The organism is Candidatus Omnitrophota bacterium (assembly GCA_016209275.1).
Classification (GTDB): domain Bacteria; phylum Omnitrophota; class Gorgyraeia; order Aquiviventales; family Aquiviventaceae; genus JACQWM01.
In genome coordinates this window covers 1-23,766 of record JACQWM010000015.1, presented here as the reverse complement: position 1 = coordinate 23,766, position 23,766 = coordinate 1, and the positions used below count along the sequence as shown (strand labels likewise).

General features: G+C 61.9%; 29 protein-coding genes and 1 tRNA gene. All 30 read left to right on the top strand.

The window, feature by feature from the left end; all coding sequences use genetic code 11:
- The first annotated feature begins 14 nt into the window (after nt 1–14).
- Nucleotides 15–215, top strand: coding sequence for a winged helix-turn-helix domain-containing protein (locus tag HY737_02575; protein ID MBI4597270.1), 201 nt, complete (start codon nt 15–17; stop codon nt 213–215).
- On the top strand, nt 212–544 hold the full coding sequence (locus HY737_02570) for a divalent-cation tolerance protein CutA (protein ID MBI4597269.1): 333 nt from the start codon (nt 212–214) through the stop codon (nt 542–544). Before HY737_02575 ends, HY737_02570 begins: the two co-directional genes overlap by 4 nt.
- 376 nt (nt 545–920) lie before the next feature.
- Nucleotides 921–1,247 (top strand): hypothetical protein, encoded by a 327-nt coding sequence (locus HY737_02565; protein ID MBI4597268.1) that lies wholly within the window; start codon nt 921–923, stop codon nt 1,245–1,247.
- Nucleotides 1,247–1,741: a prepilin-type N-terminal cleavage/methylation domain-containing protein gene (locus tag HY737_02560; GenBank protein MBI4597267.1), complete on the top strand. Its 495-nt coding sequence runs from the start codon at nt 1,247–1,249 to the stop codon at nt 1,739–1,741. The genes HY737_02565 and HY737_02560 overlap by 1 nt, the downstream gene beginning before the upstream one ends.
- A complete protein-coding gene (locus HY737_02555; GenBank protein MBI4597266.1) occupies nt 1,738–2,124 on the top strand; it encodes a prepilin-type N-terminal cleavage/methylation domain-containing protein in 387 nt (128 codons plus the stop codon). Before HY737_02560 ends, HY737_02555 begins: the two co-directional genes overlap by 4 nt.
- Nucleotides 2,121–2,549: a prepilin-type N-terminal cleavage/methylation domain-containing protein gene (locus tag HY737_02550; protein ID MBI4597265.1), complete on the top strand. Its 429-nt coding sequence runs from the start codon at nt 2,121–2,123 to the stop codon at nt 2,547–2,549. The genes HY737_02555 and HY737_02550 overlap by 4 nt, the downstream gene beginning before the upstream one ends.
- Nucleotides 2,540–3,205 carry a hypothetical protein gene (locus HY737_02545; protein ID MBI4597264.1) on the top strand — a complete coding sequence of 222 codons (666 nt, stop codon included), beginning with the start codon at nt 2,540–2,542 and terminating at the stop codon, nt 3,203–3,205. Before HY737_02550 ends, HY737_02545 begins: the two co-directional genes overlap by 10 nt.
- 148 nt (nt 3,206–3,353) lie before the next feature.
- A complete protein-coding gene (gene pilM, locus HY737_02540; protein MBI4597263.1) occupies nt 3,354–4,943 on the top strand; it encodes a pilus assembly protein PilM in 1,590 nt (529 codons plus the stop codon).
- 12 nt (nt 4,944–4,955) lie between these two features.
- On the top strand, nt 4,956–5,474 hold the full coding sequence (pilO, locus tag HY737_02535) for a type 4a pilus biogenesis protein PilO (protein MBI4597262.1): 519 nt from the start codon (nt 4,956–4,958) through the stop codon (nt 5,472–5,474).
- 1 nt (nt 5,475) lies between these two features.
- Nucleotides 5,476–5,913 carry a hypothetical protein gene (locus tag HY737_02530; GenBank protein MBI4597261.1) on the top strand — a complete coding sequence of 146 codons (438 nt, stop codon included), beginning with the start codon at nt 5,476–5,478 and terminating at the stop codon, nt 5,911–5,913.
- The gene (locus tag HY737_02525) at nt 5,913–7,619 is read left to right on the top strand and encodes a type II secretion system protein GspD (protein ID MBI4597260.1); all 1,707 of its coding nucleotides are present in this window, start codon (nt 5,913–5,915) and stop codon (nt 7,617–7,619) included. The genes HY737_02530 and HY737_02525 overlap by 1 nt, the downstream gene beginning before the upstream one ends.
- Before the next feature lie 62 nt (nt 7,620–7,681).
- Entirely contained in the window at nt 7,682–9,385 is a 1,704-nt protein-coding gene (gene tadA, locus HY737_02520) for a Flp pilus assembly complex ATPase component TadA (protein ID MBI4597259.1), read from the top strand.
- A 104-nt stretch (nt 9,386–9,489) separates the two neighbouring features.
- On the top strand, nt 9,490–10,731 hold the full coding sequence (locus HY737_02515) for a type II secretion system F family protein (GenBank protein ID MBI4597258.1): 1,242 nt from the start codon (nt 9,490–9,492) through the stop codon (nt 10,729–10,731).
- A 20-nt stretch (nt 10,732–10,751) separates the two neighbouring features.
- Complete coding sequence (locus tag HY737_02510) at nt 10,752–11,180, top strand: prepilin-type N-terminal cleavage/methylation domain-containing protein (protein ID MBI4597257.1); 429 nt, start codon at nt 10,752–10,754, stop codon at nt 11,178–11,180.
- A gap of 347 nt (nt 11,181–11,527) precedes the next feature.
- On the top strand, nt 11,528–11,722 hold the full coding sequence (locus HY737_02505; GenBank protein ID MBI4597256.1) for a type II toxin-antitoxin system HicA family toxin: 195 nt from the start codon (nt 11,528–11,530) through the stop codon (nt 11,720–11,722).
- A 9-nt stretch (nt 11,723–11,731) separates the two neighbouring features.
- Nucleotides 11,732–11,950 carry a type II toxin-antitoxin system HicB family antitoxin gene (locus HY737_02500; GenBank protein MBI4597255.1) on the top strand — a complete coding sequence of 73 codons (219 nt, stop codon included), beginning with the start codon at nt 11,732–11,734 and terminating at the stop codon, nt 11,948–11,950.
- Between the two features lie 59 nt (nt 11,951–12,009).
- Nucleotides 12,010–12,082: transfer RNA gene (locus tag HY737_02495), tRNA-Ala, on the top strand.
- 82 nt (nt 12,083–12,164) lie between these two features.
- Entirely contained in the window at nt 12,165–12,926 is a 762-nt protein-coding gene (locus tag HY737_02490) for a 16S rRNA (uracil(1498)-N(3))-methyltransferase (protein ID MBI4597254.1), read from the top strand.
- Between the two features lie 11 nt (nt 12,927–12,937).
- Nucleotides 12,938–14,461: an Rne/Rng family ribonuclease gene (locus HY737_02485; protein ID MBI4597253.1), complete on the top strand. Its 1,524-nt coding sequence runs from the start codon at nt 12,938–12,940 to the stop codon at nt 14,459–14,461.
- A gap of 60 nt (nt 14,462–14,521) precedes the next feature.
- The gene (gene rplU / locus HY737_02480; protein ID MBI4597252.1) at nt 14,522–14,968 is read left to right on the top strand and encodes a 50S ribosomal protein L21; all 447 of its coding nucleotides are present in this window, start codon (nt 14,522–14,524) and stop codon (nt 14,966–14,968) included.
- Nucleotides 14,969–14,978: 10 nt separating this feature from the next.
- Nucleotides 14,979–15,224, top strand: a complete 246-nt coding sequence (rpmA, locus tag HY737_02475; GenBank protein MBI4597251.1) for a 50S ribosomal protein L27 — start codon at nt 14,979–14,981, stop codon at nt 15,222–15,224.
- A gap of 6 nt (nt 15,225–15,230) precedes the next feature.
- Complete coding sequence (gene obgE / locus HY737_02470) at nt 15,231–16,208, top strand: GTPase ObgE (protein ID MBI4597250.1); 978 nt, start codon at nt 15,231–15,233, stop codon at nt 16,206–16,208.
- A complete protein-coding gene (proB, locus tag HY737_02465) occupies nt 16,205–16,969 on the top strand; it encodes a glutamate 5-kinase (protein MBI4597249.1) in 765 nt (254 codons plus the stop codon). The genes obgE and proB overlap by 4 nt, the downstream gene beginning before the upstream one ends.
- The gene (locus tag HY737_02460; protein ID MBI4597248.1) at nt 16,966–18,234 is read left to right on the top strand and encodes a glutamate-5-semialdehyde dehydrogenase; all 1,269 of its coding nucleotides are present in this window, start codon (nt 16,966–16,968) and stop codon (nt 18,232–18,234) included. The genes proB and HY737_02460 overlap by 4 nt, the downstream gene beginning before the upstream one ends.
- A gap of 6 nt (nt 18,235–18,240) precedes the next feature.
- The gene (gene nadD / locus HY737_02455; GenBank protein ID MBI4597247.1) at nt 18,241–18,822 is read left to right on the top strand and encodes a nicotinate (nicotinamide) nucleotide adenylyltransferase; all 582 of its coding nucleotides are present in this window, start codon (nt 18,241–18,243) and stop codon (nt 18,820–18,822) included.
- Complete coding sequence (locus HY737_02450) at nt 18,819–19,826, top strand: HlyC/CorC family transporter (protein MBI4597246.1); 1,008 nt, start codon at nt 18,819–18,821, stop codon at nt 19,824–19,826. The genes nadD and HY737_02450 overlap by 4 nt, the downstream gene beginning before the upstream one ends.
- A gap of 81 nt (nt 19,827–19,907) precedes the next feature.
- Nucleotides 19,908–20,051 (top strand): hypothetical protein, encoded by a 144-nt coding sequence (locus HY737_02445; protein MBI4597245.1) that lies wholly within the window; start codon nt 19,908–19,910, stop codon nt 20,049–20,051.
- 23 nt (nt 20,052–20,074) lie between these two features.
- A complete protein-coding gene (rsfS, locus tag HY737_02440; GenBank protein ID MBI4597244.1) occupies nt 20,075–20,416 on the top strand; it encodes a ribosome silencing factor in 342 nt (113 codons plus the stop codon).
- Nucleotides 20,417–20,451: 35 nt separating this feature from the next.
- On the top strand, nt 20,452–22,116 hold the full coding sequence (locus HY737_02435) for an arginine--tRNA ligase (GenBank protein MBI4597243.1): 1,665 nt from the start codon (nt 20,452–20,454) through the stop codon (nt 22,114–22,116).
- A gap of 55 nt (nt 22,117–22,171) precedes the next feature.
- Nucleotides 22,172–23,766: DEAD/DEAH box helicase (locus HY737_02430; protein MBI4597242.1), on the top strand; the 1,595-nt coding region annotated here is incomplete at its 3' end.

Here is a 23,766-nt window from a genome sequence, read left to right as displayed (position 1 = left end):
GAGCAGGAGGTGGGATGATCACAGAAATCGGCATTGTCGCCGGAGAAATTTGGCACTACCTGGACGAGCATGGGGACAGCCGGTTTTCTCAGATCGCCGCAGGCATTGCCCGCACGAATGCCATCGCCCTCATGAGCCTCGGCTGGCTCGCGCGGGAAGGCCATGTGATCGTGAAAGCCGAGGGGGATGATTTCAGCGTCGCGCTGAGGCGATGAAGCCGCGCTCGGGGCACGTGGTCGTCGTGCTCGTGACATGCCCAACGATGGCGGTGGCCAAGCGGCTCGCAGGGCGGCTCGTGCAACGGCGGCAGGCCGCGTGCGTGAACATCGTTCCAGGGCTGACGTCGGTGTTTCGGTGGCAAGGCAAGATTGAGCGCGCCCCGGAAATCCTGCTCGTGATCAAGACCGCGCGGAAGCGATTTGCCGAGCTCTCCAAGACGATCCGCGCGCTCCATCCTTATGATGTCCCTGAGATCATTGCCTGGCCGGTCACGGCCGGTCATCCCCCGTATCTGTCCTGGGTGATCGCCAACACATGGGCGTGACGACTCGTCCCTGCCTTGACGCGCACCTGACGATGAGGCATACTTATAATTGTCGATAAAGGCAAACCCAGAGTAATCTGGGGACCCCTGCTTCGCTCAATCGTTTGCACGATTGAGCTACGCAGGGCCCTCCGAAGCTCAAACGTGAAAACGTTTGAGCGTAGGAGGGGCAAAGCTACGGGTCTCTTGAGATGGCCGAGCTGCCGCTCGAGGCGGGCACCACGCACAGCGTGCGTGGTCGCCGATGAGCGTGCCGAGGACGAAGTCCGAGGCCGACCAGAGGCAGAGATTGCCGAGCTACCGAATCAGGTGGCTCGGTTTTTTGTTGATATCAGATATGAAACGGCCGTTTCATATCTGATATCGCCTGGAGACGATGAAGAATAGAGGATTTGTGCTGACGTTCGCGATGGTGGCGGCGATTTTGATCGCCATCGTGTGCATGGCGCTGCTGGCCATGGCGAGCAATGAGGCGCACCGGGCCAGGTTCCACCGCCTGCGCAGCCAAGCGCTCTACGCCTCCGAAGCCGGCGTCACGTGGGCGCAAGAGCAGCTCAGACTCAATGGCTGTTGGAGCCCTGCCGGGCCGCTGGCGGTAAATGGAGTGAGTGTTGTGGTGACGGTCTCTGCGTGTCCGGGGGTGTGCACTCCTCCCGGGCCATGTCCAACGCCGCGTGAAATTTCAACCCGAGTGGCGTATTGATGCGATCGCAAGGGTTCACCTTGATGGAGATGCTGGCTGCGGTCTTGCTGCTGGCGGTCCTCACCGCGATCGCCCTGCCGCAGTATCAGCGCGCGGTTGAAAATCGTCGTCGGGAAGCCGCCATCGATATCCTTCGTGCCATCTATGCTGGCGAACGGGCCTACTGGGCGCAGAACAATACCTTCCTGCCGGTCGACTCAACTGCGGGCACCGCCGTGGCGGACTTTCGGCAGATTTACACTCCGCTGCCCACGGTTGATGGGGTCGTGTTTCGGGTGGCGGTTTCAACCGATGGGACCGGCAGACCTTTAGCAGGGGCATTGGCAACGTTTACGGCCACAGCGCAACGGCAGGGCGTCAACTCGTTTCTGTCTGTCACTCATGCCTGGGATCCGACAACGAAGCCGCCAGGCGCGGATCAGACATGGCCGGTTGGCGGCGGGTCTCCTCCGTTGCTTGGTGATCCGCTGCCGGAAGAGCCGGTGATCGAATGAGACGAACGACGGCAGGCGTTGCGCACGGCATGACCCTAATGGAACTCATGATCGTGGTGATCATCATCGCCATTTTGGCCGCGATCGCGCTGCCCATGTATCAGCGCGCCATCGAGCGCAGCCATTGGATGCAGGCCCGGGACATGCTCCATACCATCCGCGCCGGAGAGATCACCTATTGGTCCAAGGCCGATCAGTACAGCGCCAACTGGGCGGACATTTTTATGGATAACCCAAATGGGGGTCCTGTCGGCTACGCCATCGCGGCTGGCGCTGGCACAGGACCAAACGCCACGTTTACAGCCACGGCCAGCAGCGGTGCACAGTCGATGACGATGAATGAAGCTGGAAGGCTGGATGTTTCAGGGTGGCCTGAACCATGACCATGAAGCCGATCGCCCCAAAAGGGTTTACGCTCATGGAAGTGATGATCGGCGCGATTTTGTTTGCCGTGGTAGCGGCCGGCGCGATGATGGCCATCATGTCCACCGCCCGCATGTCAAAGAATGAAAACAACACCCGCTATGCGGAGGCCAGCGCCCTGGCCCAGCAGACGATTGAGCGATTGCGAAACCACATTGCATGTGATGATCCAGCATGGTTTGATGCGAACTGCAACCTGATCGCGCAAGGATGGCAGGCCGATAACATTGCTGATGCCAGGGGAAGCAAGGGGTTGGCGGGTCCTCTTCGATGCTATCGAGTTCGCCAACTTGGTGCCGGAGTGGATTGTCCTGGGGGAGGATGCATAGCCATCGATGTCCAAATTTGTTGGAATACCGCGCAAGCGTGTGGAACATGCACGTAGACATCGTTAGCCATCGAGCGATCACCTTACTGGAGCTTCTCGTGGCCTCGGCCATCGCCGTGGTCGTCTTAGTCGGCATGGCCATGATTGACGCGGGGCGCACGCGCATGCACGATGCGCTGAAAGACACGTATCAGCTTACCCAAGGCGAGCAAGCCAACGCCGGGTTGGCCACGATGACGCTCACACGAGCGATCGAGCGCGCCAACCGGATTCGCATCCTGAATGGAACTGTGCTGCAGGCGCGGCATGTGGAGTGCCCGCCGCCGCCGGCTCCCCAAGGCGATCCAGCGTGCTTTAATAACGCGGCCAACTACCGGTGGGAAGAATACCGGCGCACCGTTGGCAACGCGCTGGAATTTATCGAGCGCGGCGCAGGTGCTCCCTGCGCGCCGGTCAAGGTGCTGGCCAACCAAATCACTGCGCTGACATTCAACTTCCGCAACGAAAGCGGTGCGCTGCCGGGTGCTGTGGGCAATAACGTTGTTGAATATGCGTTCACCTGGAATGATGGTGCTGGCAATACCCACGTCTTTTCCGGGGAAGCCATCGCTCGACTCATTTCCGAGTCCAATGCCCAGGTGCCGGCAGGAGATACCGGGCCTGGGATCGACGTGAATAACGTGAGTCCGCCGCCGGCAGGGGCGTGCCTGTAAAGAAAAACAGGGGTGGGCTTGACATTTGACATGCAGATCAGGCAAGCTTTTGAGTAATGCTATGAAGCGTTAAGTGATATTCGTGGATGATTACAGAGATTATGAAAAGATGATGACACAGATGACGCAGATGAGGATGGGTTAAGAGATGGGCTTCTTTAGCGCGGGACCGTCGGCAGGGTTGGTGATTCGGGCGCATGAGGTCGAACTACTGGCCATGCAGGGCTTAAAAGTTTCGGCGCGCGTGCGCGTGCCGCTCGGCGGGCCGGAGAAGCAAGAGCTGATCGCCGCCATCCGGCAGGCGGTGGCCGAGGCGCATCTGGCGGACGCGCGGCTGGCCGTGGCCATCCCGACGAAGGACGTCTTGGTGCGCTTCTTCACCCTTCCGATGCTGCCGAAAGCGGAGTGGGAGGGGGCGGTGCAGTTTGAGGCCCGCCGCTACGTGCCGTTTAAGCCGGAAAACCTGGTGTGGGATTATCATGTGCTCGAATCCAAAGACAAAAAGAAATTGCACGTGGTGTTTACCGCCATCCAGCGCGCGGCGTTCCAGCAATTTCTGTCAGCGCTCACCGAAGCCGGTGTGGAGCCGACGAGCATTGAGCCCGGCAGCCTCAGCTTGGCCCGCCTGGCCATCGGAAAGAAAGAGCGGACCTCCAATCCGAACGAATATATCTGCTTGGTGGATATGGAGCCTGGCCAGGCGCATTTGGTGATCGCGCGCGGCGGGGTGCCGTACCTGACGAGGGACATCGCGTTGCCGGAGGATGCTCACGCGAGCCTGTCCGCATCGCCGCAGGGGGGGGCGGGGCTTGAGAGCGTTGACCCGCGCGCCCAGCGGCTCCTCAGCGAATTGCGCGTCTCGATGGATTTCTTCACCCGGGAGAATCCCTCGGCCATCATCCCCACCGTGCTGCTCTTCGGGGATGACGCCTTAATCGGCGCGTGGCAGGCCTGGCTGTCGGATCAGCTGCGATGCGTCGTCGAGCTTGGAAGCGGTTTGCTCAAGCCCCTGGTGGCGGGCCAGGAATTGCCCTTGATGTTTGCCGCGACCTTAGGCTTGCTTCAGCGGCACCGCGGCGATCGGTCAGCCGCCGCCCTGGACTTTTTGAAGCGCAGCACGATCAAACCGGCCGAGCGCGCTCGGGCGGCTCAAGGACGAGCCGCGCTGAAACACCTTCTCGAGCAATTTCTAACGACGGAGAGCTTCGCCGCGGTCAGCATCGCGGTGATTGCGCTCATCAGCGCGTGGGCGTTTTTCGCGCAGCAAGACGCGGAGGGAGAGCGCGCGCTCGCGCAGAAGCGACGCTCGCGGCCCGATGTCGGCTTTGGGCTGGCGGCGTTGGAGCAGCAAGCGTTGACCCCGCTCATGCAGCAGGCCAGCGAGCAAGCCAGGGTGCTGGCCGCGCTCGTCGATCAGCGAAGCGGGGTCGCCGCCAAGCTTGATGTGCTGGCCCGGTTGCTGCCGGATGGGGTGTGGCTGACCGGCGTGGCATTCGAGGATCGGCCGGATCCGACCGGCAGAGGGCAGAGCACGCTGCGGGTCTCCGGTGCCTGCTACTTGGATGATCCAGGCCGCCAGGATGAAGTGATCCGGAATTTTGAATCCCGCGTGAAAAGCCAGGCGGCGTTCGGGTCGGCCGGTGTCGAGAAAATCCACGACCAGGTGGAGCGCCGCAATCAGCAAGAGTACACGTATCGGACGTTTGAGCTCAACGCGAAAGCCGAGCGAAGGTTATAACAGGAGAAGGTGATGCGACCGGTCCTCGTGTTCAGCGCGGTGATGTTTGCCCTCGCCGGGCTCTTCGGCTATCATGTCATCTACAAAGGGCATCAGGCGACCGTGAGCCGGCTGCGCGCGCTGACGGTCCAGGAACAGCAGACCCAGAAGCTTCAGGCGGATGTGGCGGCGTTGTACGGCCGGGTTGAGCGCTACCGCGCGCGGCTCGCCCCTGAGCCGGATCCCTCATGGCTGGCGAACCGCGTGGTGGCCCTCGGGGAGCAAGCCGGATTGAAATTTACCACCATCGACCGCGAGGCCCCGCAGGCGTCCGCGCACTACACGCGCCTGGCGGTGACGCTGCAGTTTCAAGCCTCCTATCATCAGCTCGGCGCATTTCTCGACCAGCTCGAGCGCGCGGAGCATTTCTTCCGCGTGGAGCGAATGGAGATGGCCAAGCCGCAGACGGATCGGGAGCTCTCCTCGGTGCTGCTGGTCCTGAGCACATTCCATCTGCCCCGCATCCAGCCCGCCACGAAGAAAGGGGCGTGACATGCATCTGTTGAAGTACTTGGCTGCGCGGAACCTCATCGTGGTGGGAGGGCTCGGGGCGCTCATCATCGGGGAGTCGGCGCTTGCCGCAACCCGTGAAGAGGTCTCGGCAGCGCCGGCGATTTCAGGAGACCCGCTCTATACCGCGCAATCGCTGCGCGATCCGATGAAAAGCCTGCTACCGCAGCATGAGGAGATGCTTCGCCCGGCCCGCGATGACGATGGGAAGAACGCGAAGAAGCTGGCCAAAACCCCGATGCCGGTGTTGGAGTTGCAAGGAGTGCTCTGGGGCGGGCCGAAACCTTCGGCGATCATCAACAGCGAAGTGTATGGGGTGGGAGAAGCCGTCAAGGGTGTCATCATCAAATCGGTGGATCGAACCGGTGTCAAGGTTGAATTTCAAGGGCAGGTGCTGACCTTAACGCCGAAGGGGGGCTGATGAACGCGAGATGCGGGCACGTGGTGTTGTGGGTGGCGCTCCTGTCGCTGTGCGGAGCGTCGGCGCAAGCCTTGGAGGGCGATCGCGGCTCAGGCTCAGCCGCATCCGTTCCGGAGCCGGCCCTGCAGGCCCCCTCTCGCGGCGCGCCTGATGCAGCCGCGGAGGCAGAGCCCACGCGCATCTCGATGGATTTCAAAGACGCCGAGCTGAAGAACGTGCTGAAGACCTTCTCCCAGCAGACCGGGCTCAACGTCATCGCCAGCGAGAAGGTGGGTGATAAGCCGATCACGCTGTATCTGGAAGATGTCACCGTGCTCGATGCGCTGGATCGGATTCTTGAGGCGGCGGATTTGCGGTATGAGCGGCCGGTGGGCAGCCAAATCTACGTGGTTAGGCCGAAGGAGCCGGGCAAGAAATCCACCGAGAGCCTGGTGCAGACGATCACCCGCGTGTATCGGCTGAAATACGCGCGAGTGTCCACCTCGCGGCTGGCCCGCGCGGCGGAGGCCCTCGGTTCGCAAACCCCGTTTGAGGCGGCGCAAGCGACCAACGCCGCGATCAACGCCTCGATTGGAAGCGGCGGGGGAGGTTCCTCAGGGTCCGGCGGCACAAGCGGTTCGAGCGGCGCTGGCGGCTCCACGGCCGGGGGAACAGGTACGAGCGGAGGGGCGAAGGAGATCGGTGTGGATAAAGTGGTGGCGAAGTTATTGACCGAAGACGGGACGGTCGTCGTGGATGAGCGGACCAACAGCTTGATCGTGACTGATATCCCGGAGAACTTTCCGCGGATTGAAGCGGTGCTCAAAGCGCTGGATATCCGAACCGCCCAAGTCCTGATCGAGGCCGAAGTGCTTGAAACCACCCTGGGCAAAGTCAAAGACCTCGGTCTTGAATGGGGTACTGGCTCCGAAGGGACATTCGCCACCTTCACCCCGGGATCGCGCACCACGCGGTTTCCCTTCAATGTGTTCGGACAGAAGATCCAGCCGTCAACAACCCCAACGCATTTCGGCCTGAGCACGCTTGACGCCAGCAGCGCCGTCGCCACGTTGCAGGCGCTGGAGACAGACACCGACACAAAAATTTTGGCCCGGCCGAAGGTGCTGACGTTGGACAATGAAGCCGCGGTGATCCGGCTCAGCGCCAATCAGGTCATCGGGTTCCAGACGCAAACCACGAGCACTGGTGGCGGGACCGCCTCGGTGACGGCAACGCCTGAACGGACGATCACCGGTGTCATTTTAGTGGTCACCCCTCAAGTCAATGAAGGGGGGGGTATTACCATGCTGGTGGAGCCCTCGGTGACGAAGACCGTGACCTCGAACCTCACACCGCCGAGTGGGCTCGGCAATAGCGTGCTCGATCCGAAGACGCGCAGTGCCAGGGCCATGGTGCGGATCCGGGCAGGCGAAACCTTGGTCCTTGGCGGGCTGATCGACAACAGCGATGAGCAGACGGTGAGGAAAGTCCCGGTGCTCTCCGGGATCCCGATCGTCGGCGAAGCGTTTAAGAACAAGGAAACCACGCGCACCAATAGCGAGCTGATCGTGTTTGTGACACCACGCATTCTCCATGATCGGCTGCCAAAAGCGGTGGCGAGCGGCGTGACGCCGATGCTGCGGGAGCAGGAGCCAGGTGGGGGCAGCCAGCAGCAGGCGATTGAGCAAACCCTCAACGCCCTCGAGCAAGAACAGAGTAAAAAGTAGCGCACACAAGGTAGCGCAGGTTTAAACCTGCGCTACCTCTAGTGTGCGGAAGTAGAGACATCATGCTCAAAACGACAGAAAAGGTCGGCGAAATCTTGATCCAAAACGGCCTGATCACCGAGCAGCAGCTCTCGAAGGCGCTGGAGGTGCAAAAAGGCACGACGAAGCGACTGGGCGAAGTGCTCATTGAGCTGGGCTTAATCAGCGAGCTGGATCTGGCCCTCACCCTGAGCAAGCAGCTCGGCATTCCGTTTGCCACCAGCGCCTCCGGCCTGCTGACACCGCGGAAAGAGGACGAGTTAGCGCAGCTCGTACCGGCCAGCTTCGCCCGCCAGTACCTCGTACTCCCGCTTTCCAGGACGCTCAGCTCGGTCACGGTCGCGTGCGTCAATCCGCTGGATTTGATCACGATGGATAACCTCACGCGGATGACGCGCTGCGAGATTAACCCGGTGGTGACCACGAAATCGGATCTTGAAGAGGCGATCAACAAATTTTACACCGATAGCTCCATGCTCTCCGAGGCCATCGGCCGGTCTTACGAGGGTGCCGAGGCCGACACGCTCGAAGGCGGCGAGGTGCTGGATTTGGATCGGATCAAGCAAGCCGCCGAGGAAGCCCCGGTGGTCCGCTTGGTGGATCTGATCATCCGCCAAGCCATCAAAGAGCGCGCCAGCGACATCCACATCGAGCCGTTCAAGGACCGCGTGAGCTTGCGCTACCGCATCGACGGCGTGCTGCAGGAAATTTCGCCGCCGGCCAAGCAATTCCACCCGCCGATCGTCTCGCGCATCAAAATCCTCTGCAAGCTGGACATCGCCGAAAAGCGGCTGCCCCAGGACGGCGGCTTTATGATGATGATGGAGGGCCGGCAGGTGGACTTCCGCGTCTCGACCATCCCCTCGATCTACGGCGAGAAGCTCGTCATCCGGATTTTGGATAAGCCAGAGTCGCTCTTAGACCTCGGGCGGCTCGGTTTTTCGCCGCAGAGCCTGGAGGTCTTCCGCAAAACGATCCGCGATCCGTACGGGCTGATCCTGCTCACCGGGCCGACCGGCTCAGGCAAGTCGACCACCCTGTATGCGTCGCTCATCGAAATCAGCTCGCCGACCAAGAACATCATCACGATCGAGGACCCGGTGGAGTACCGGCTGGAGGGTGTGAATCAGGTGCAGATCAAGCCGGCCATCGGGTTAACCTTTGCGAGCGGGCTGCGGGCGTTCATGCGGCAGGATCCGGACATCATCATGGTGGGAGAAATCCGCGACCAGGAAACCGCCGAGATTTGCCTGCGCTCGGCGCTCACAGGACATCTGGTCCTCTCAACACTGCACACGAATGACGCGCCAAGCGCCATTACCCGGCTGATCGACATCGGGCTCGCCCCATTTTTGCTCGCCTCCACGTTAAGCCTGGTCATCGCCCAGCGGCTGCTGCGGCAGCTGTGCGAGCGGTGCAAAGAGGCGTATGAGCCGCTGCCGGAGCTTCGCGCGCAGTACGGTATCACCGAAGAGCTGCTCTACCGCCCGAAAGGGTGCGAGGAGTGCGCTAATACCGGCTATCAAGGCCGCCTGGGCGTGTATGAAGTGCTCGTCCTCACCCGGGAGATCCGGGATTTGATCGCGCGGGGGGCTGCGGCTCCGATGCTGAAGGATGCGGCACTGAAGAACGGCTTCAGCACCCTGTGGCAGGAGGGGCTGAAGAAAGTGCGCGCCGGCCTGACCAGCCTTGAGGAGCTTGGCAACGTGGTGTTACTCGACAGATAATTCGACGATGATTACAGTGATTTTACAAAGCGATTACAGTGATAACGCATCGTGGACGTCTGATCATTGTAATCAGAATTTGAAATCACCGTAATCACAGTACAATGCCAACATTCTCTTACGTTGCACGCGACCAGTTAGGGGCCGCCCAAGCCGGGCAGCTCGATGCGGCCAGCGAAGATGAAGTGATCACAGTGCTGCAGGGCCGCGGGCTGCTCGTGACGTCTGTAGCCAAGAGGGATTTGGCCGCAGCCCCTCGGCCGGTGGCCAGGCGCAGCATGCTGCGCATGCACCAGCGGGTCACGATCGATGACCAGGTGCTGATGTGCGAGGAGCTGGGCACGCTGATTGAAGCCGGTGTTCCGCTCTTACGGAGCCTTGAGGTCGTCTCGGCCCAGGTGGAAAGCCGCTCGATGCTCGCGGCCCTTGAGCAGGTGCACCGCGACGTGGGGGCGGGCAGCTCGCTGCGCGCGGCGATGGGCAAGCACCCGGCCATCTTTTCCAAGATTTGGCTCAACATGGTGGAAACCGGCGAAGCCAGCGGCCGGCTGGCCGAGACCTTCAGGCACCTGGCGGATCACTTAGAGCGCGTGCGGCATCTGCAAAACGAAGCGCAGACCGCCGCCACCTATCCGATGTTTCTGGCCGTGGTCGCGGCGGTGGTCATGGCGGTCTTCGTGTACTGGCTCATCCCGAAGTTCGCCAAGATCTTTGAGTCGTACATGGGCAGCATGGAGCTGCCGCTGCTGACCCGGATGGTGGTGGGGTTCTGCCACGCGGCCCGGCAGTATTTCTTCCTGTTTGTCGCCGCGGGAATCGGAGGATTTTTCCTGGTGAAGCGGTATCTCAGGACTGAAGCCGGCCAATGGACCAGGGATCGGTTGGTGCTTCGGCTGCCGGTGGTGGAGACGCTGCTGACGTACATCCAGCTGGCGGAGTTTTCCCGCGGGCTGGCGACCATGCTGGAAAGCGGCGTGCCCATGCTGACGACGCTGGAAATCTTATCGAGCAGTGCGAGCAACAAGCTCTATGCCCAAGCGATCAGTTCGGTGCAGCAGCAGGTGCGGGAAGGCAAACCCATGGCCGGGCCGATGGAGGCGACCGGCATGTTTCCGGCGATCGTCGTGCAGATGATCCAGGTGGGGGAGGAAATCGGCGAGCTGGCCAAGATGGCCTCCCGCCTGGCGAAATATTACGAAGAGCGGGCCGACACGTTCATCGCGCGCATGACGCGGCTGTTTGAGCCGGTGGCGATCATCATCATGGCCGGCATCGTGCTGTTTGTGGTATTATCCATCTTCCTACCGATCTTTCAGATGACGACGGGGACAGGATTGCGGGCGTAACCAAGAAAAAGGAGGAGAGCATGAGACGAGCCAGGAGTAGGGGAGGGTTTACGCTGTTGGAACTGATGATGGTGGTCATCATTCTTGCGATTCTTGCGGCCATTGCGCTGCCGCAATATTTGCGAACCAGCGAGCGCGCTCGCGCGGCGGAAGCGTTAAGCGCGCTGGCTGCAGTCCGAAGCTCGGAAATTCGCGCGAAAGCGCTCTCGAACACTGGTGCGTACGCGGCATTTGCTGACCTTGATATCGACCTTGCCGCCGCGGGCAAGTCGTGGGACTTTACTGTCGATGCGGCCGGCGGAACAGCCACCGCTAAAAGAAACGGGGGCGATAGTAAAGATAAGATCATAAAGATTACATTTTCGACCGGTGATGTGTGTACGGATGATCCGGCCACCTATGGAGGGACCGCGTGCGCAGGCGCGCCAGCACCAGCACCAGGCCCGTAAACGTGGAGGGAAGCGCAATGCCTGATACAGGTTGTTTGCTGCTTGCCTTACTAGGGCTGATGATGGGCAGTCTGCTATTTTTACAGCCTAGCGCGCTCCTGAAGGTGAGCACTCGGATGAATCGAACCGTTACGGTGCTGGATAAGTGGCTCATCAAGCACCGGTATGTGATGGGGGTGCTGGCGTTTGCAGCCGGCTATGCATTCTTTAAGCTCGCGCTGCTATTGCCATCACTCAGATCGTGAGTTAGAACGGCATAATCGGTTTGTGGTATCATACACGGTGCCGTCACAGTGGATTTGTGCTGTCATGGCGCCGTGATGGTTAATGCGTAAGGTTGGTAAATTGTGAAAATTCGTGATATTATTAAATTAATCGAGGAAGATGGTTGGTACCTGGTTGCGACAAAGGGCAGTCACAGACAATACAAACACCTGCGCAAGCCGGGCCGTGTGACGGTTGCGGGGCACCCGAGTGACAAATTAGCGCCTGGCACGTTGAATAGCGTTTTCAAGCAGGCTCAAGTAAGAAAGCCTGGATGAGGAACGCCAATGTACAGATTTCTTGTTGTCATTGAGAAAGCCAAGAGGAACTACTCTGCCTATGTCCCAGATTTGCCTGGTTGTGTGGCAACCGGCAAGACCATGAAGGCGGTCGAGCGCAGTATTCGTGAAGCTATCGAATTTCATGTGCTGGGACTTCAAGAGGACCGCTCGCCGATTCCGCACCCACAGGCGCATTCCGCGTATATGGCCGTTTCTGTGTCTTAGGCCGCGACGTCTACCCTTCCACGTTACACGTTTCACGTTAAACGTCACACGCTCGACGAGGGGCTGTAGCTCAGTTGGGAGAGCGCTTGGATCGCACCCAAGAGGTCGCGGGTTCAACTCCCGCCAGCTCCACGGATTCCCGTCCCGGAAAGGGACGGGAATCTGATCCCGAGGACAGCCGGGATCAATAAGGCTGTCCGAGGGAACCACGACAATGATGCACCGCGTCTTTGTCCCGCCTGAAGACATCAAGGGCTCGACCATCACCATCGCTAACCCGAAGGACGTGCATCATCTGGTGCGCGTGCTGCGGCTGCGAGCCGGGGACGGCCTTGAATGTTTCGACGGCTCTGGCGCGATTTATGACGGCGTGATCGACCAGTGCGCGTCAGGCCAGGTGCGCGTGGCGGTGCGTAGGCATCGGCAAGTCCCGGCACAGCAGCGTCGGATCGCGCTGGCCATGGCCCTGCTGCCTGCGGATCGGTTTGATTGGGCCATCCAGAAGGCGACCGAGCTTGGGGCAGCACAGATCATCCCGCTGGTGACAGAGCGGACGATCATCCGCTTGACCAAGGAACAGGGGCAGCGCAAGGTTGGCCGGTGGCAAGCGATCAGCCGGGAGGCCGCCCAGCAATGCGGCCAGGCGGTGCTGCCGATCATCGAGTCGCCGCAGCGCTTCGCCGAACTTACACAGCGCTTTCATGAATTTTCCCGCGTGCTGTTGCCCACCCTCGGTCCTGGCACCATCCCCTTGCGCGAGGTGCTATCCTCCCTGAACCCCCAGCCCCCAGCTCCTAGCCCCCAGCCGACTCTGGCTTTATCGTCAATGCTCGTTTGCATCGGGCCGGAAGGCGATTTTACGCCGCAGGAAGTCCGCCACGCCTCGGCCGCAGGGGCTGTGGCGGTTTCGTTGGGCCGCGCGGTCTTGCGCTCTGAGACGGCGGCGATCAGCGTGCTGGCGGTTCTTCTGATATAATAAAACGTCCCATGCCTAAGCTCAAAGAAATCTTCATCAGCGCGGACGCCCAGGAAACCCGCGTGGCGGTCACCGAGGAGAAACGGCTCGAGGAGTATTACGTCGAGCGCGCCTCGGATACCCGCATGGTGAACAGCATCTATAAGGGCCGGATCACGTCGGTGGTGCCCGGCATCGGGGCGGCGTTCGTCGACATCGGGCTGGGGAAAAATGGATTTTTGTACGTCGCGGATATCGTCGAGCCCAAGCCGGAAGAAGACGCGATCCTTGAAGGCGAGGCTCCGGCCCAGAAAGCGCGGCCGCAGCACCACGGCGGCCAACGGCGCTCCAGAATCGAGGACGACGCCAAGGTCGGGCAGGAAATCCTGGTCCAAGACGTGAAAGAGCCCTTCGGCACCAAGGGAGCGCGCCTCACCACCCACATCAGCTTGCCCGGCCGCTACATGGTGCTGATGTGCAACGACTCAAGGCTCGGGGTGTCCAAGCGGATCGAGGACGGCAAGGAGCGCGGCCGCTTGCGCGAGATCCTCTCGAAACTGCGGTTCTCCCAGGAGGCCGGGCTGATCATCCGCACCGCCGGCATCGGCAAAGGGGAAAAAGAGTTTGCGCGGGACGTGCGGTACCTCTCGCGGATCTACCAAGAGACGAAGCGCCGCTCGGCGAGGGCCAAGGCCCCGGCCTGCGTGTACCAGGAATACGAGCTGGCCCAGCGCGTCATCCGGGATAGCTTCACCGAGGATACCCACCGCATTGTCGTCGACTCGAAAAAGCCGTTCCACGAGCTGCGCCATTTCCTGCAAGTGCTGATTCCCGGGGTCCGGGTGCGGGTCGATTGGTATCAGGGCGATCAGCCGCTGTTTGAGAAAGAGGGGCTGGAGGATCAAATCGCCTCGCTGTTTGATAAGCGGGTGCAATTGCCCTCCGGCGGATCGATCGTGATTGAGCCGACCGAGAGCATGGTCGCGATCGACGTCAACACCGCGAAGTTCACCGGCCGGCGAGGCCTGGAGGAGACGGCGTTCCATGTGGATAAAGAGGCGGCGATCGAGGTCGCCCGGCAACTGAGGCTGCGCGATATCGGCGGCATCGTGGTGATCGATTTCATCGATTTGGACATCGCCGCCCACCGCCGGGAGCTGGTGAAGACGCTGGAGGATGCGCTGGAGCGCGACCGGGCCAAGACGAACCTGGTGTCGTTCTCCGAGATTTGCGTGGCCGAGCTGACCCGCCAGCGGATGCGGCGCTCCTTCGAAACCGTCAGCCATCAGTCCTGCCCCTACTGCAACGGCAAGGGCAGCATCAAGTCGGCGGTCACGATGGCCATCGAGGCGATCCGGGAGGCGAAGCGGGTGCTGAAAGCAGGGCACCACAAGACGGTCGAGCTGCTGGTCCATCCGCAGGTGGCTGTCCGCTTGCTGCAGGAGGATCGGCCCAGCCTGACCGCGCTTGAGAACACGAGCCGAGCCAAGATCCTCGTACTTTCGGACCCGAGCCTGCACTTTGAGCAGATCAAGGTGAACGTCGGCAATCAATAGCTTTCCGTTGACCGGCTGAAGAAGTCAAGTTATACTATCCCACTGCCATAGGAGCACAACATGTACGCGATTATTGAAGCTGGCGGACGCCAATGGAAGGTTGAGCCGGGCACGCGGCTGGATATCAACCGGCTCGCCACACCGGTCGGCGAGTCTGTCACGGTAGAGCAGGTGCTCTTTGCTCACGACGGGCATGAGGCGAAGATCGGGCGGCCGTATGTCGAGGGGGCCAAGGTGGTGTGCGAGGTCCTTGAGCACCGGCGCGGCCCGAAGATCATCACGTATCATTATCGCCGGCGGGAGAACTGGAGAAAGACCTCAGGGCATCGCCAGCCGATGAGCCGCCTGATCGTGAAAGATATTCTCTGGCCGGGCAGCGCGCCGAAGGCGCAGATCGAGGCCGCCGCGCGGCCTGCGGCCAAGCCTCGCGGCACCGGAGTGGTGAAGAAAACCCCGACAGTCACTGCCAAACCACGAAAGATTACCACTGGACGAAAAGACGACTAAGGAGTAAACGATGGCGCATAAAGCCGGAGCAGGATCAACGAAGAACGGCCGCGATAGCGCCGGGCGTCGATTAGGCGTCAAGCGTTTCGAGGGCGAGCGCGTCACCGCCGGCTCGATTTTGGTGCGGCAGCGCGGCACCAAGTTTGCCGCGGGCTGGTTTGTCGGAATCGGCAGCGACTGGACCCTGTACGCGAAGGCGGATGGTATCGTTCGGTTTCCCAAACCCGGCGTTGTGAGCATTGAACCCCTGAAATGAGCCGCGATGTGGTTTGTCGATCAGGCCGACATTGTTGTGAAGGCCGGAGATGGCGGCCGCGGCTGCTCCTCCTTTGCCCACCCCCCGTATACCCGGTATCCGTATCCTGACGGCGGCAATGGCGGTGACGGCGGCGACGTCATCGTGATGGCTGACCCCAATATCGCGACCCTGCTTGATTTTCAGTTTCGGCATGAATTCTCAGCCGGCCGCGGCGGGCACGGCGGCAGCAATACGAAAACAGGCAAGCGCGGCGAACTCCTGACGATTCACGTGCCGGTGGGCACCGTGATCCATGAGACCCTCACCGGTGCCGTGCTGCGCGATCTGTCCAGCCCGCAGGAACATGTCGTGATCGCGTGCGGCGGAGGCGGGGGGTTCGGCAATGCCGCAGCGCCGGAGGCGCAAGAGGGCTCGCCCGGGGAGGAAAAGCGCCTCACCCTTGAGCTGAAGCTCCTCGCCGATGTCGGGCTGATCGGGTTCCCCAATGCGGGAAAATCTTCGCTGCTGTCGCGCCTCTCAACCGCCCATCCGAAAATCGCCCCGTATCCGTTCACCACGACCTACCCGGTGCTGGGGGTCGTGGAGGCGGCGGGAGGAGCCCGGTTTGTGGCCTGCGACATCCCAGGGCTCATCGAAGGCGCGTCACAGGGCAAAGGGCTGGGATTTCAGTTTCTGCGGCACATCGAGCGCACGCGCCTGCTTGTGCATCTTATCGACATGGCGGCCATCGATGGGCGCGACCCGGCGGACGCCTACGCGCACGTGAACCAGGAGCTTGCGGTGTACAGCCCGTCCCTTCAGGAAAAACCGCAGCTCATCGCGGCGAATAAGATGGACCTGCCGCAGGCGGAGGCGCATCTGGCGGCGTTCCGAGCCGCAGCACCTCAGGCTGCCGTGTGGCCGATCTCCTGTGCGACAGGCGCTGGGATCCCGGCATTGCTTCGCGCGATCGCGCAAGCACTCGCTAAGCTACCCACATGACCCAGCGCCACGCACTGCGCGCGCAACGTGTTGTCGTGAAAGTGGGTGCCAGCGTCCTGACCGATGCGAAAGGCCGGCTGCTGCCCCAGCGCATGGCGCAACTCGTCGAGGAGATCGCGGCCGCTCATCGCGCCCGCCGCCAGCTCATCGTCGTGTCTTCAGGCGCGATCGCCTGCGGCATGGCCCAGCTTGGGATCGCGCCACGTCCGACGGCCTTAGCACAGTTGCAAGCCTGCGCCGCGGTGGGGCAAGGGGAGCTGATGCATCGCTATACGACGCTGTTTGCCGAGCACGGCGTCTTGACCGCTCAAGTGCTCCTCACGCAAGATGATCTTTCGCAGGACGCCCGGCTGCGCAATACGAAGCAAACGCTGCTGACTCTGCTGCATCGGCGCGTCGTGCCGATTGTCAACGAAAACGACACGGTCTCGGTGGAGGAGATCACCTTCGGCGATAACGACCGCTTGGCCGCCTACGTCGCGTGCGCGGTTGAAGCGCAACTGCTGGTGATCCTCTCCGATGTGGACGGATTTCTCAAGGATGGCAAGCCGCTCGCCCGGGTGCAATCGGTCACGCGGTTGTACTCTTCGGTGAAGCCCGGGACGCGGCACACCACGAAGGGCGGCATGGCCTCAAAACTTGACGCGGCTCGGATTGTCGGGCGCCGCGGAATCTCGATGATCCTGGCGAATGGCACGATGGCCGGTGTTGTGACGCACGCAGTCAGCGGCCGCCAGGTGGGAACGAGGTTTGCCCCATGACCATTGCCGGTGAGCTTCAGGAGGCGATTCGCGAAGTTGTCGGGGCGGCGAAAGAGGCCTCCCGCGTCCTGGCCCGCGCCTCAACGGCGCAGAAGAACAATGCGCTTAGCGCTATGGCCGCGGCATTGCGGAGCGCGGCGGCCGAGATCCTTGCCGCGAATGCGCGCGATGTCGCGGCGGCGAAGCACGCCCAGCTCTCAGTGGCACTGGTGGATCGGCTGGCCTTGACCGAGCCGCGCATCGCGGAGATGGCGCAGTCCATCGAGGCGGTGGCCGCCCTGCCTGATCCTGTGGGTGCTGTCATCCGCAGCTGGCAGCAGCCGAATGGCCTGGCGATCAAGAAGGTCCGCGTGCCGCTGGGTGTGATCGGCATCATCTATGAATCGCGTCCGAATGTGACGAGCGAGTGCGCCTCGCTCTGTGTTAAAAGCGGCAATGCGGTCGTGCTGCGCGGCGGCTCGGAGGCGTTTGCCTCGAACCACGCGATCGCCAAACCGCTGCAGGCGGCCTTGCGTGAGACAGGACTGCCCGAGGCCGCGGTCACCATGATTCCAACCGCGGATCGGGCCGGCGTTGATGCGATGCTCGAGATGGAGGCCTTCATCGACGTGGTGATCCCCCGTGGAGGCGAGACCTTGATCCGCAAGATCGCCGAGCAGTCGCGGATTCCGGTGATCAAGCACGCCAAGGGTGTGTGCCATGTCTACGTGGATGAGGCGGCGGATCTGCGCATGGCCAGCGCCATCGCGCTGAATGCCAAATGCCAGCGGCCGGCCACTTGCAACGCCATGGAGACGCTGCTCGTGCATCGAACGGTCGCGGCATCGTTTTTGCCTCAGGTGATTCAGAAGCTCCAGGAGGCGGCGGTGGAGGTGCGCGGGTGCGAGAAGACGCGCGCCATCGCGCCATCCGTGGCACCGGCAACGGAAGACGATTGGACCGCGGAGTATCTGGATCTGATCCTGTCGGTCCGCGTGGTCGACTCGCTGGAAGAAGCGATCGAGCACATCCAGCGGTACGGGTCGGCGCACTCGGATGCCATCGTGACAGCCGATGCGGCGCATGCGCAGCGATTTACGCGCGAGGTAGATTCGGCCGCGGTGTACGTCAACGCCTCGACCAGGTTCACCGACGGTTTCCAGTTCGGCCTCGGGGCGGAGATTGGCATTAGCACCGACCGGCTGCACGCCCGCGGACCGATGGGGCTGGAAGAGTTGACGACCTATAAGTATGTCGTGTATGGCACCGGACAGCTTCGCACCTGACAAGGCATGCGACTCGGCATTTTCGGCGGGACGTTCAATCCGATTCATATCGGCCATCTTCTGCTGGCGGAGACGGCGCGGGAAGAGCTCTCGCTTGACCGGGTCCTCTTCGTGCCGACGCATCAGCCGCCGCATAAGACGGCCGCGAATCTGCTCCCCGGTGCTGAGCGGTTTCAGCTCGTGCAGCTGGCGATCAAGGACCATCCGAATTTCGTCGCGTCGGATATTGAGCTGACCCGGGGCGGGCCCTCCTATTCCATCGAGACGGTAAAGACGCTGCATGCGCAATTGCCCATGGCCAAGCTCTTCCTCCTGATGGGCGAAGACATGCTCGCGGTGCGCTGGTTGTCGTGGAAGGAGCTTAAAGGACTGTGCGCCATCGTGATCGCCCATCGCCCCAACAGCCCGAAGTGCCGCCGGGAGGCCGGGGTGAAATGGCTGGACATGCCGCAAGTCGACATCGCCTCCTCTGACATCCGCAAGCGCCTGAAGGCGGGCCGGTCGATCCGCTATCTGGTTCCTCCTGCCGTGGCGCGCCACCTGTACTCGCAGCGCCTCTACGGCGCAGGAGCCTTGGCCGCCTCATGATCCATGTGCCGATGAGTATCGTGCTTGGCCTTCTCCTGCTGGCCTCCGCCCTCATTTCAGCCTCTGAGGCGGCGATGCTCTCGATCAACAAAGTCCGCCTCCGCCACCTGGTGGAGCAGGGCAATCGCAGCGCGCAGATCACCTTTGACCTGCTCAAACAACTCGATCATCTCGTCAGCACCTTGCTGGTGGCCAACACGACGGTGAATGTGGTCTTTACCGCCATCGGCTCCTGGTGGATCGTGTCGATCTTCGGCTCTGATCCCGGGCTAGCCATCGCCACGATCGTGCTGGCGGCACTGCTGCTGCTGATCGGGGAAATCACGCCGAAGCTCTTCGCGGTGACACACCCCGAGACGGTGGCGCTGATCATGGCCAGACCGCTTCGCCTGCTGACCGCGGTGTTGTACCCGCTTTCCACCTTTTGGACGTGGCTCGGCCGCGGGTTGCTGCACCTGCTGCGGGTGCCGGTGAAGCGCCGCGCGCCGCTCGTCACCGAAGAAGAGATTAAAGTGATGATCCAGATGGGGCGGGAGGCCGGCGTGCTGGCGGAGCAGGAGCTGAGGCTGCTGCATCGGATTTTCGAGTTCAGCGATTCGATTGTCAGAGATGCGATGGTGCCGCGCGCGCAGATCGCCGGCGTGGATTTGCGCGCCAAGCCGGAGGCGGTGCTGGACGTCCTCATTGAGCAAGGGCATGCGCGGATTCCGGTCTACCAGGGCAGCCTGGATCACGTCGTCGGCGTGATTTACGCGCGGGATTTGCTGACCATGGTGCGGCATGGGGGCTTGTTCGTGCTGGCCGATTTGATCCGTCCGGTGGCCTTCGTGCCCGAGACCAAGCGCATCGCCGAGCTCCTGAGCGAGTTCCAGCAGCAAAAGGCGCAGATCGCCATCGTGCAGAATGCAAGCAAAGCGACCGTGGGCCTGGTGACGATCGAGGACCTGCTGGAAGAAATTGTCGGAGAAATCCATGAAGAGCGGCCCCCCACGCGGCGCGCTTGACAGCAGGCGGAACGCCATGCTAGGCTTGTGCCAATCTTCAGACGGCTGAAGAGGCACGCAGCACGCGGATCACAAGGAGGCATGATGCAGGCGTATTGCATGAAGTGCAAGGGTAAGAAAGAGATGAAGGACGGCAAGGAAGTGAAGATGAAGAACGGCCGCTCCGCCATGAAGGGCAAGTGCGCCTCGTGCGGCACCTCGGTGTTCCTTATTCTGGGCAAATAACGCTGACCAGCCAGACCTACGCGCTGATCGCCGCACGCGCCGCGCTGGAGAAGCAGGCGGAGAACGTGCTGGTGATGGATGTGCGCGGGTTGTCGAACGTCACCGATTTCTTTGTGCTCTGCACGGCGGCCAGCTCGCGGCAGCTTGACGCGATCAAAGGGCATCTGGAAGCGGTCTTGGAAACGGCGGGTTGTTCGCTGTGGCATATCGAGGGCGCATCCGGCGCGCCGTGGATCCTGATGGATTTCGGCCCCCTCGTGGTGCACCTGTTGGACAGCGCCGCGCGAGACTTCTACCGGCTGGAAGATCTGTGGGCTGACGCCCCCCGCATTGCCGTGGAAGAGCATCCCACCTTGAAATCATAATCGCCAGCACCCCAGCGCCACGCACCGCATAGGGCATGGTTGTACAGACGCTTGAGACCCAACTCAGCCAGATCTTACGCAGCGCCATCAGCCGGCTCTCCCCCGAAGCGGCCGTGCCTGAGGCGCTGCTGCGCTGGGACATGCCCAAAGACCCCAGCTTCGGCGATGTCTCAAGCGCGGCGGCGTTTAAGCTCGCCGCCTCGCTGCGCCAGCCGCCGCCCCGGCTTGCCGAAGCGCTCGCCGAGGCCTTTGTGGCGTGCAGCCGGCAGACAAACGCCGGGGAGGCGATTGACCGCGCGGAAGCTAACGCAGGGTTTCTCAACGTCTTTCTCTCCCCCAGCGCCCTGATTGAGACGCTCACGCAAGCGCTTGAAGAGGGCGGCCGCTTTGGCCATTGCCGCCGCGACCCATCGCCGTTGATCAACATCGAGTTCGTCAGCGCGAATCCGACCGGCCCGCTGAGCCTGGCCCACGGCCGCCAAGCCGGCGTCGGGGATGTGCTCGCTCGGCTGCTGCGCTCGCAGGGCTTCCGCGTGACCACCGAGTACTATCTGAATGATGAAGGCCGCCAGATTGAAATGCTCGGACGTTCGCTGCGGGCGCGATACCTCCAGGCTCTGGGACGCGACGAGCCGTTTCCCGAGGACGGCTACCATGGCTCGTACGTCACCGAGAGCGCGGCGCGCCTGATCCAGCAGCACGGCGATCGATGGGCGGATCAGCCGCTCGAGGCCTTTATGGCGTTCGGGATGGACGAGCAGCTTGCCGAGATCCGCCGCGTGCTGGCGCGATTCAACCTGGTGTTCGATGTGTGGACCAGCCAGCAATGGGTGCGCACCTCAGGCCGGATCGACGCCGCCCTCAAGGCCTTGCGCGAGGCCGGGGCCGTGTATGACGCTGAGGAGGCGATGTGGTTCCGCTCGACGGCCTATGGCGATGACAAGGACCGCGTGATCAAGAAGCGCAACGGGGAGCTGACGTATCTCGCCCCGGATATCGCCTACCATCAGTTCAAGTTTGAGCGGAAGTACGATCAGATCCTCAACTTGTGGGGGCCGGACCATCACGGGTACATCGCGCGCGTCAAAGCGGCGGTGGCAGCCTTAGGATTACCGGCCGAGCGCCTGACGGTCAAGATCGTGCAGCTGGTCACCTTGTCGCGCCATGGCGCGCCGGTGCCGATGTCCAAGCGCGCCGGCGAATTCGTGACGTTTGAAGAGGTGCTGGATGAAGTCGGCGTGGATGCGACGCGATTCTTCTTCGTGATGCGCACGATGGAGAGCCACCTTGATTTCGATCTGGAGCTCGCCGCCGCGCAATCTCAAGAGAACCCGGTCTATTACGTGCAATACGCCCACGCTCGCATCTGCAGCATCCTGGCGAAAGCTAATGGCGCGCCGCGCGAGCCCTCCCCTAAGGCGCTCGAACGGCTCGCCGAAACCGAGGAGCGGCTGCTGCTGCGCGCGATTGTCCAATACCCGATGGTGCTGCGGCTCTGCGCCGCCTCGCTTGAGCCGCACGGCCTGACCATCTACCTGCGCAAGCTCGCCGAGACGTTCCATGTGTTTTATACGAAGCACCGCGTCATCAGCGAGGACCAGGAATTGACGGCCGCGCGCTTAGGGTTAATCCGCGCCGCCCAACAGGTGCTGGCCAACGGCCTAGGCCTGCTGGGCATTTCGGCTCCCACCCGGATGTAACGCAAAGGCGATATCAGATATCAAACGGCCGTTTGATATCTGATATCGTTCTTCGATGTTAGAGTATTGTCGGCTCTCTGTTGGATCGCGCGAATCGCTCGAGCCTGTGCTGAAGCAGCTGCTCGCCTTCGGCTACGAGCGCGTCGATGCCGTAGCCGACCCAGGAGAGGTGGCACTCCGCGGCGGCATTCTGGATCTGTTCCCTGCCACCTTTGAATCGCCGGTTCGGCTCGAATGGGACGGCTCGCGCCTGAACTCTATCCGCAGCTTTAATCCCCAAACGCTTGAGACGCTGGATCGCCACACCATGCTCGTGGTCCTGCCGCGGCAGGTGCATTCCCGGGTCTCGGCGCAGGTGCCGTTTGAAGCGTTTTTGGATCTGCGCGAAGGCCAGTATGTCGTGCACCTGGACCACGGGATCGGACGCTATCTGCGGCGCGCGACCATTGAGGGCAGCCAGGGGCCGCAAGAGACCTTGGTCGTGGAGTATGCCGGCGGCGATCTGCTCTACGTCCCCATCGACCAGGTCCATTTGCTCCAAACCTATGTGGCCTTCGGCGGCCGGAGTCCGGCGCTGCACACGCTCGGTGGCACGGCTTGGGAGCGGGCCAAGGTCAACGCCTATGTCGGCGCATGGACGTACGCGAAAGCGCTGCTGGATGTGCATGCCAAGCGCTTGGCCCTTCCCGGCCACGCGTGCGCGAAAGATCATGACTGGCAGCGCGCATTCGAGGCCATGTTTCCATACCGCGAAACCCCGGATCAGCTCACCGCCGTGGCGGATGTGAAACGCGACATGGAGGCCTCACGGCCGATGGATCGTTTGCTGCTGGGCGATGTGGGCTACGGCAAGACCGAGGTGGCGTTGCGGGCCGCCTTTAAGGCCGTGATGGACCAGCGGCAAGTGGCCGTGCTAGTGCCAACGACTATCCTGGCGTATCAGCACTACCGGACATTCGCCAAGCGCGTGGGGGGCTTTCCGATTCGCGTGGAGATGCTCAGCCGCTTTCAATCCGAGGCTGAGCAGCGGCAGATCGCGCGCGATGTGGCCGGCGGGGCGGTCGATATCGTGATCGGCACGCATCGGCTGCTCTCCGGGGATATCCGCTTTAACGCGCTGGGGCTGCTCATCGTGGATGAGGAGCAGCGGTTCGGGGTGCAGGATAAGGAACGGCTCAAGCAATGGCGCAGCCAAATGGATGTGCTCACACTCTCGGCCACGCCGATTCCGCGCACGCTGTATTTAGCCTTGGTGGGCGCGCGGGAGCTCTCCATGATCACGACCCCGCCGGAGAATCGCCATCCGATCGCGACACAGATCCTTGAAAAGGATGATGCCAGCCTGCGGCGGTGGGTGCTCCGGGAGCTCAAACGGGGTGGCCAGGTATACGTGGTGCACAATCGGGTGCATAATATCTACCGGGTCGCGGGGGACGTGTCGGCGCTGGTGCCTGAAGCGCGGGTCGGTATCGCGCACGGCCAGATGGGGGAAGCGGAGCTGCAGCAGGCGATGATGGCCTTCATGGAAGGCGCGGTCGATGTGCTGGTGACCACAACGATCATTGAATCCGGCATTGACATTCCTAACGCGAATACGCTGATCGTCAACGATGCCGAGAGCTTCGGACTCGCGGATTTGTATCAGCTCCG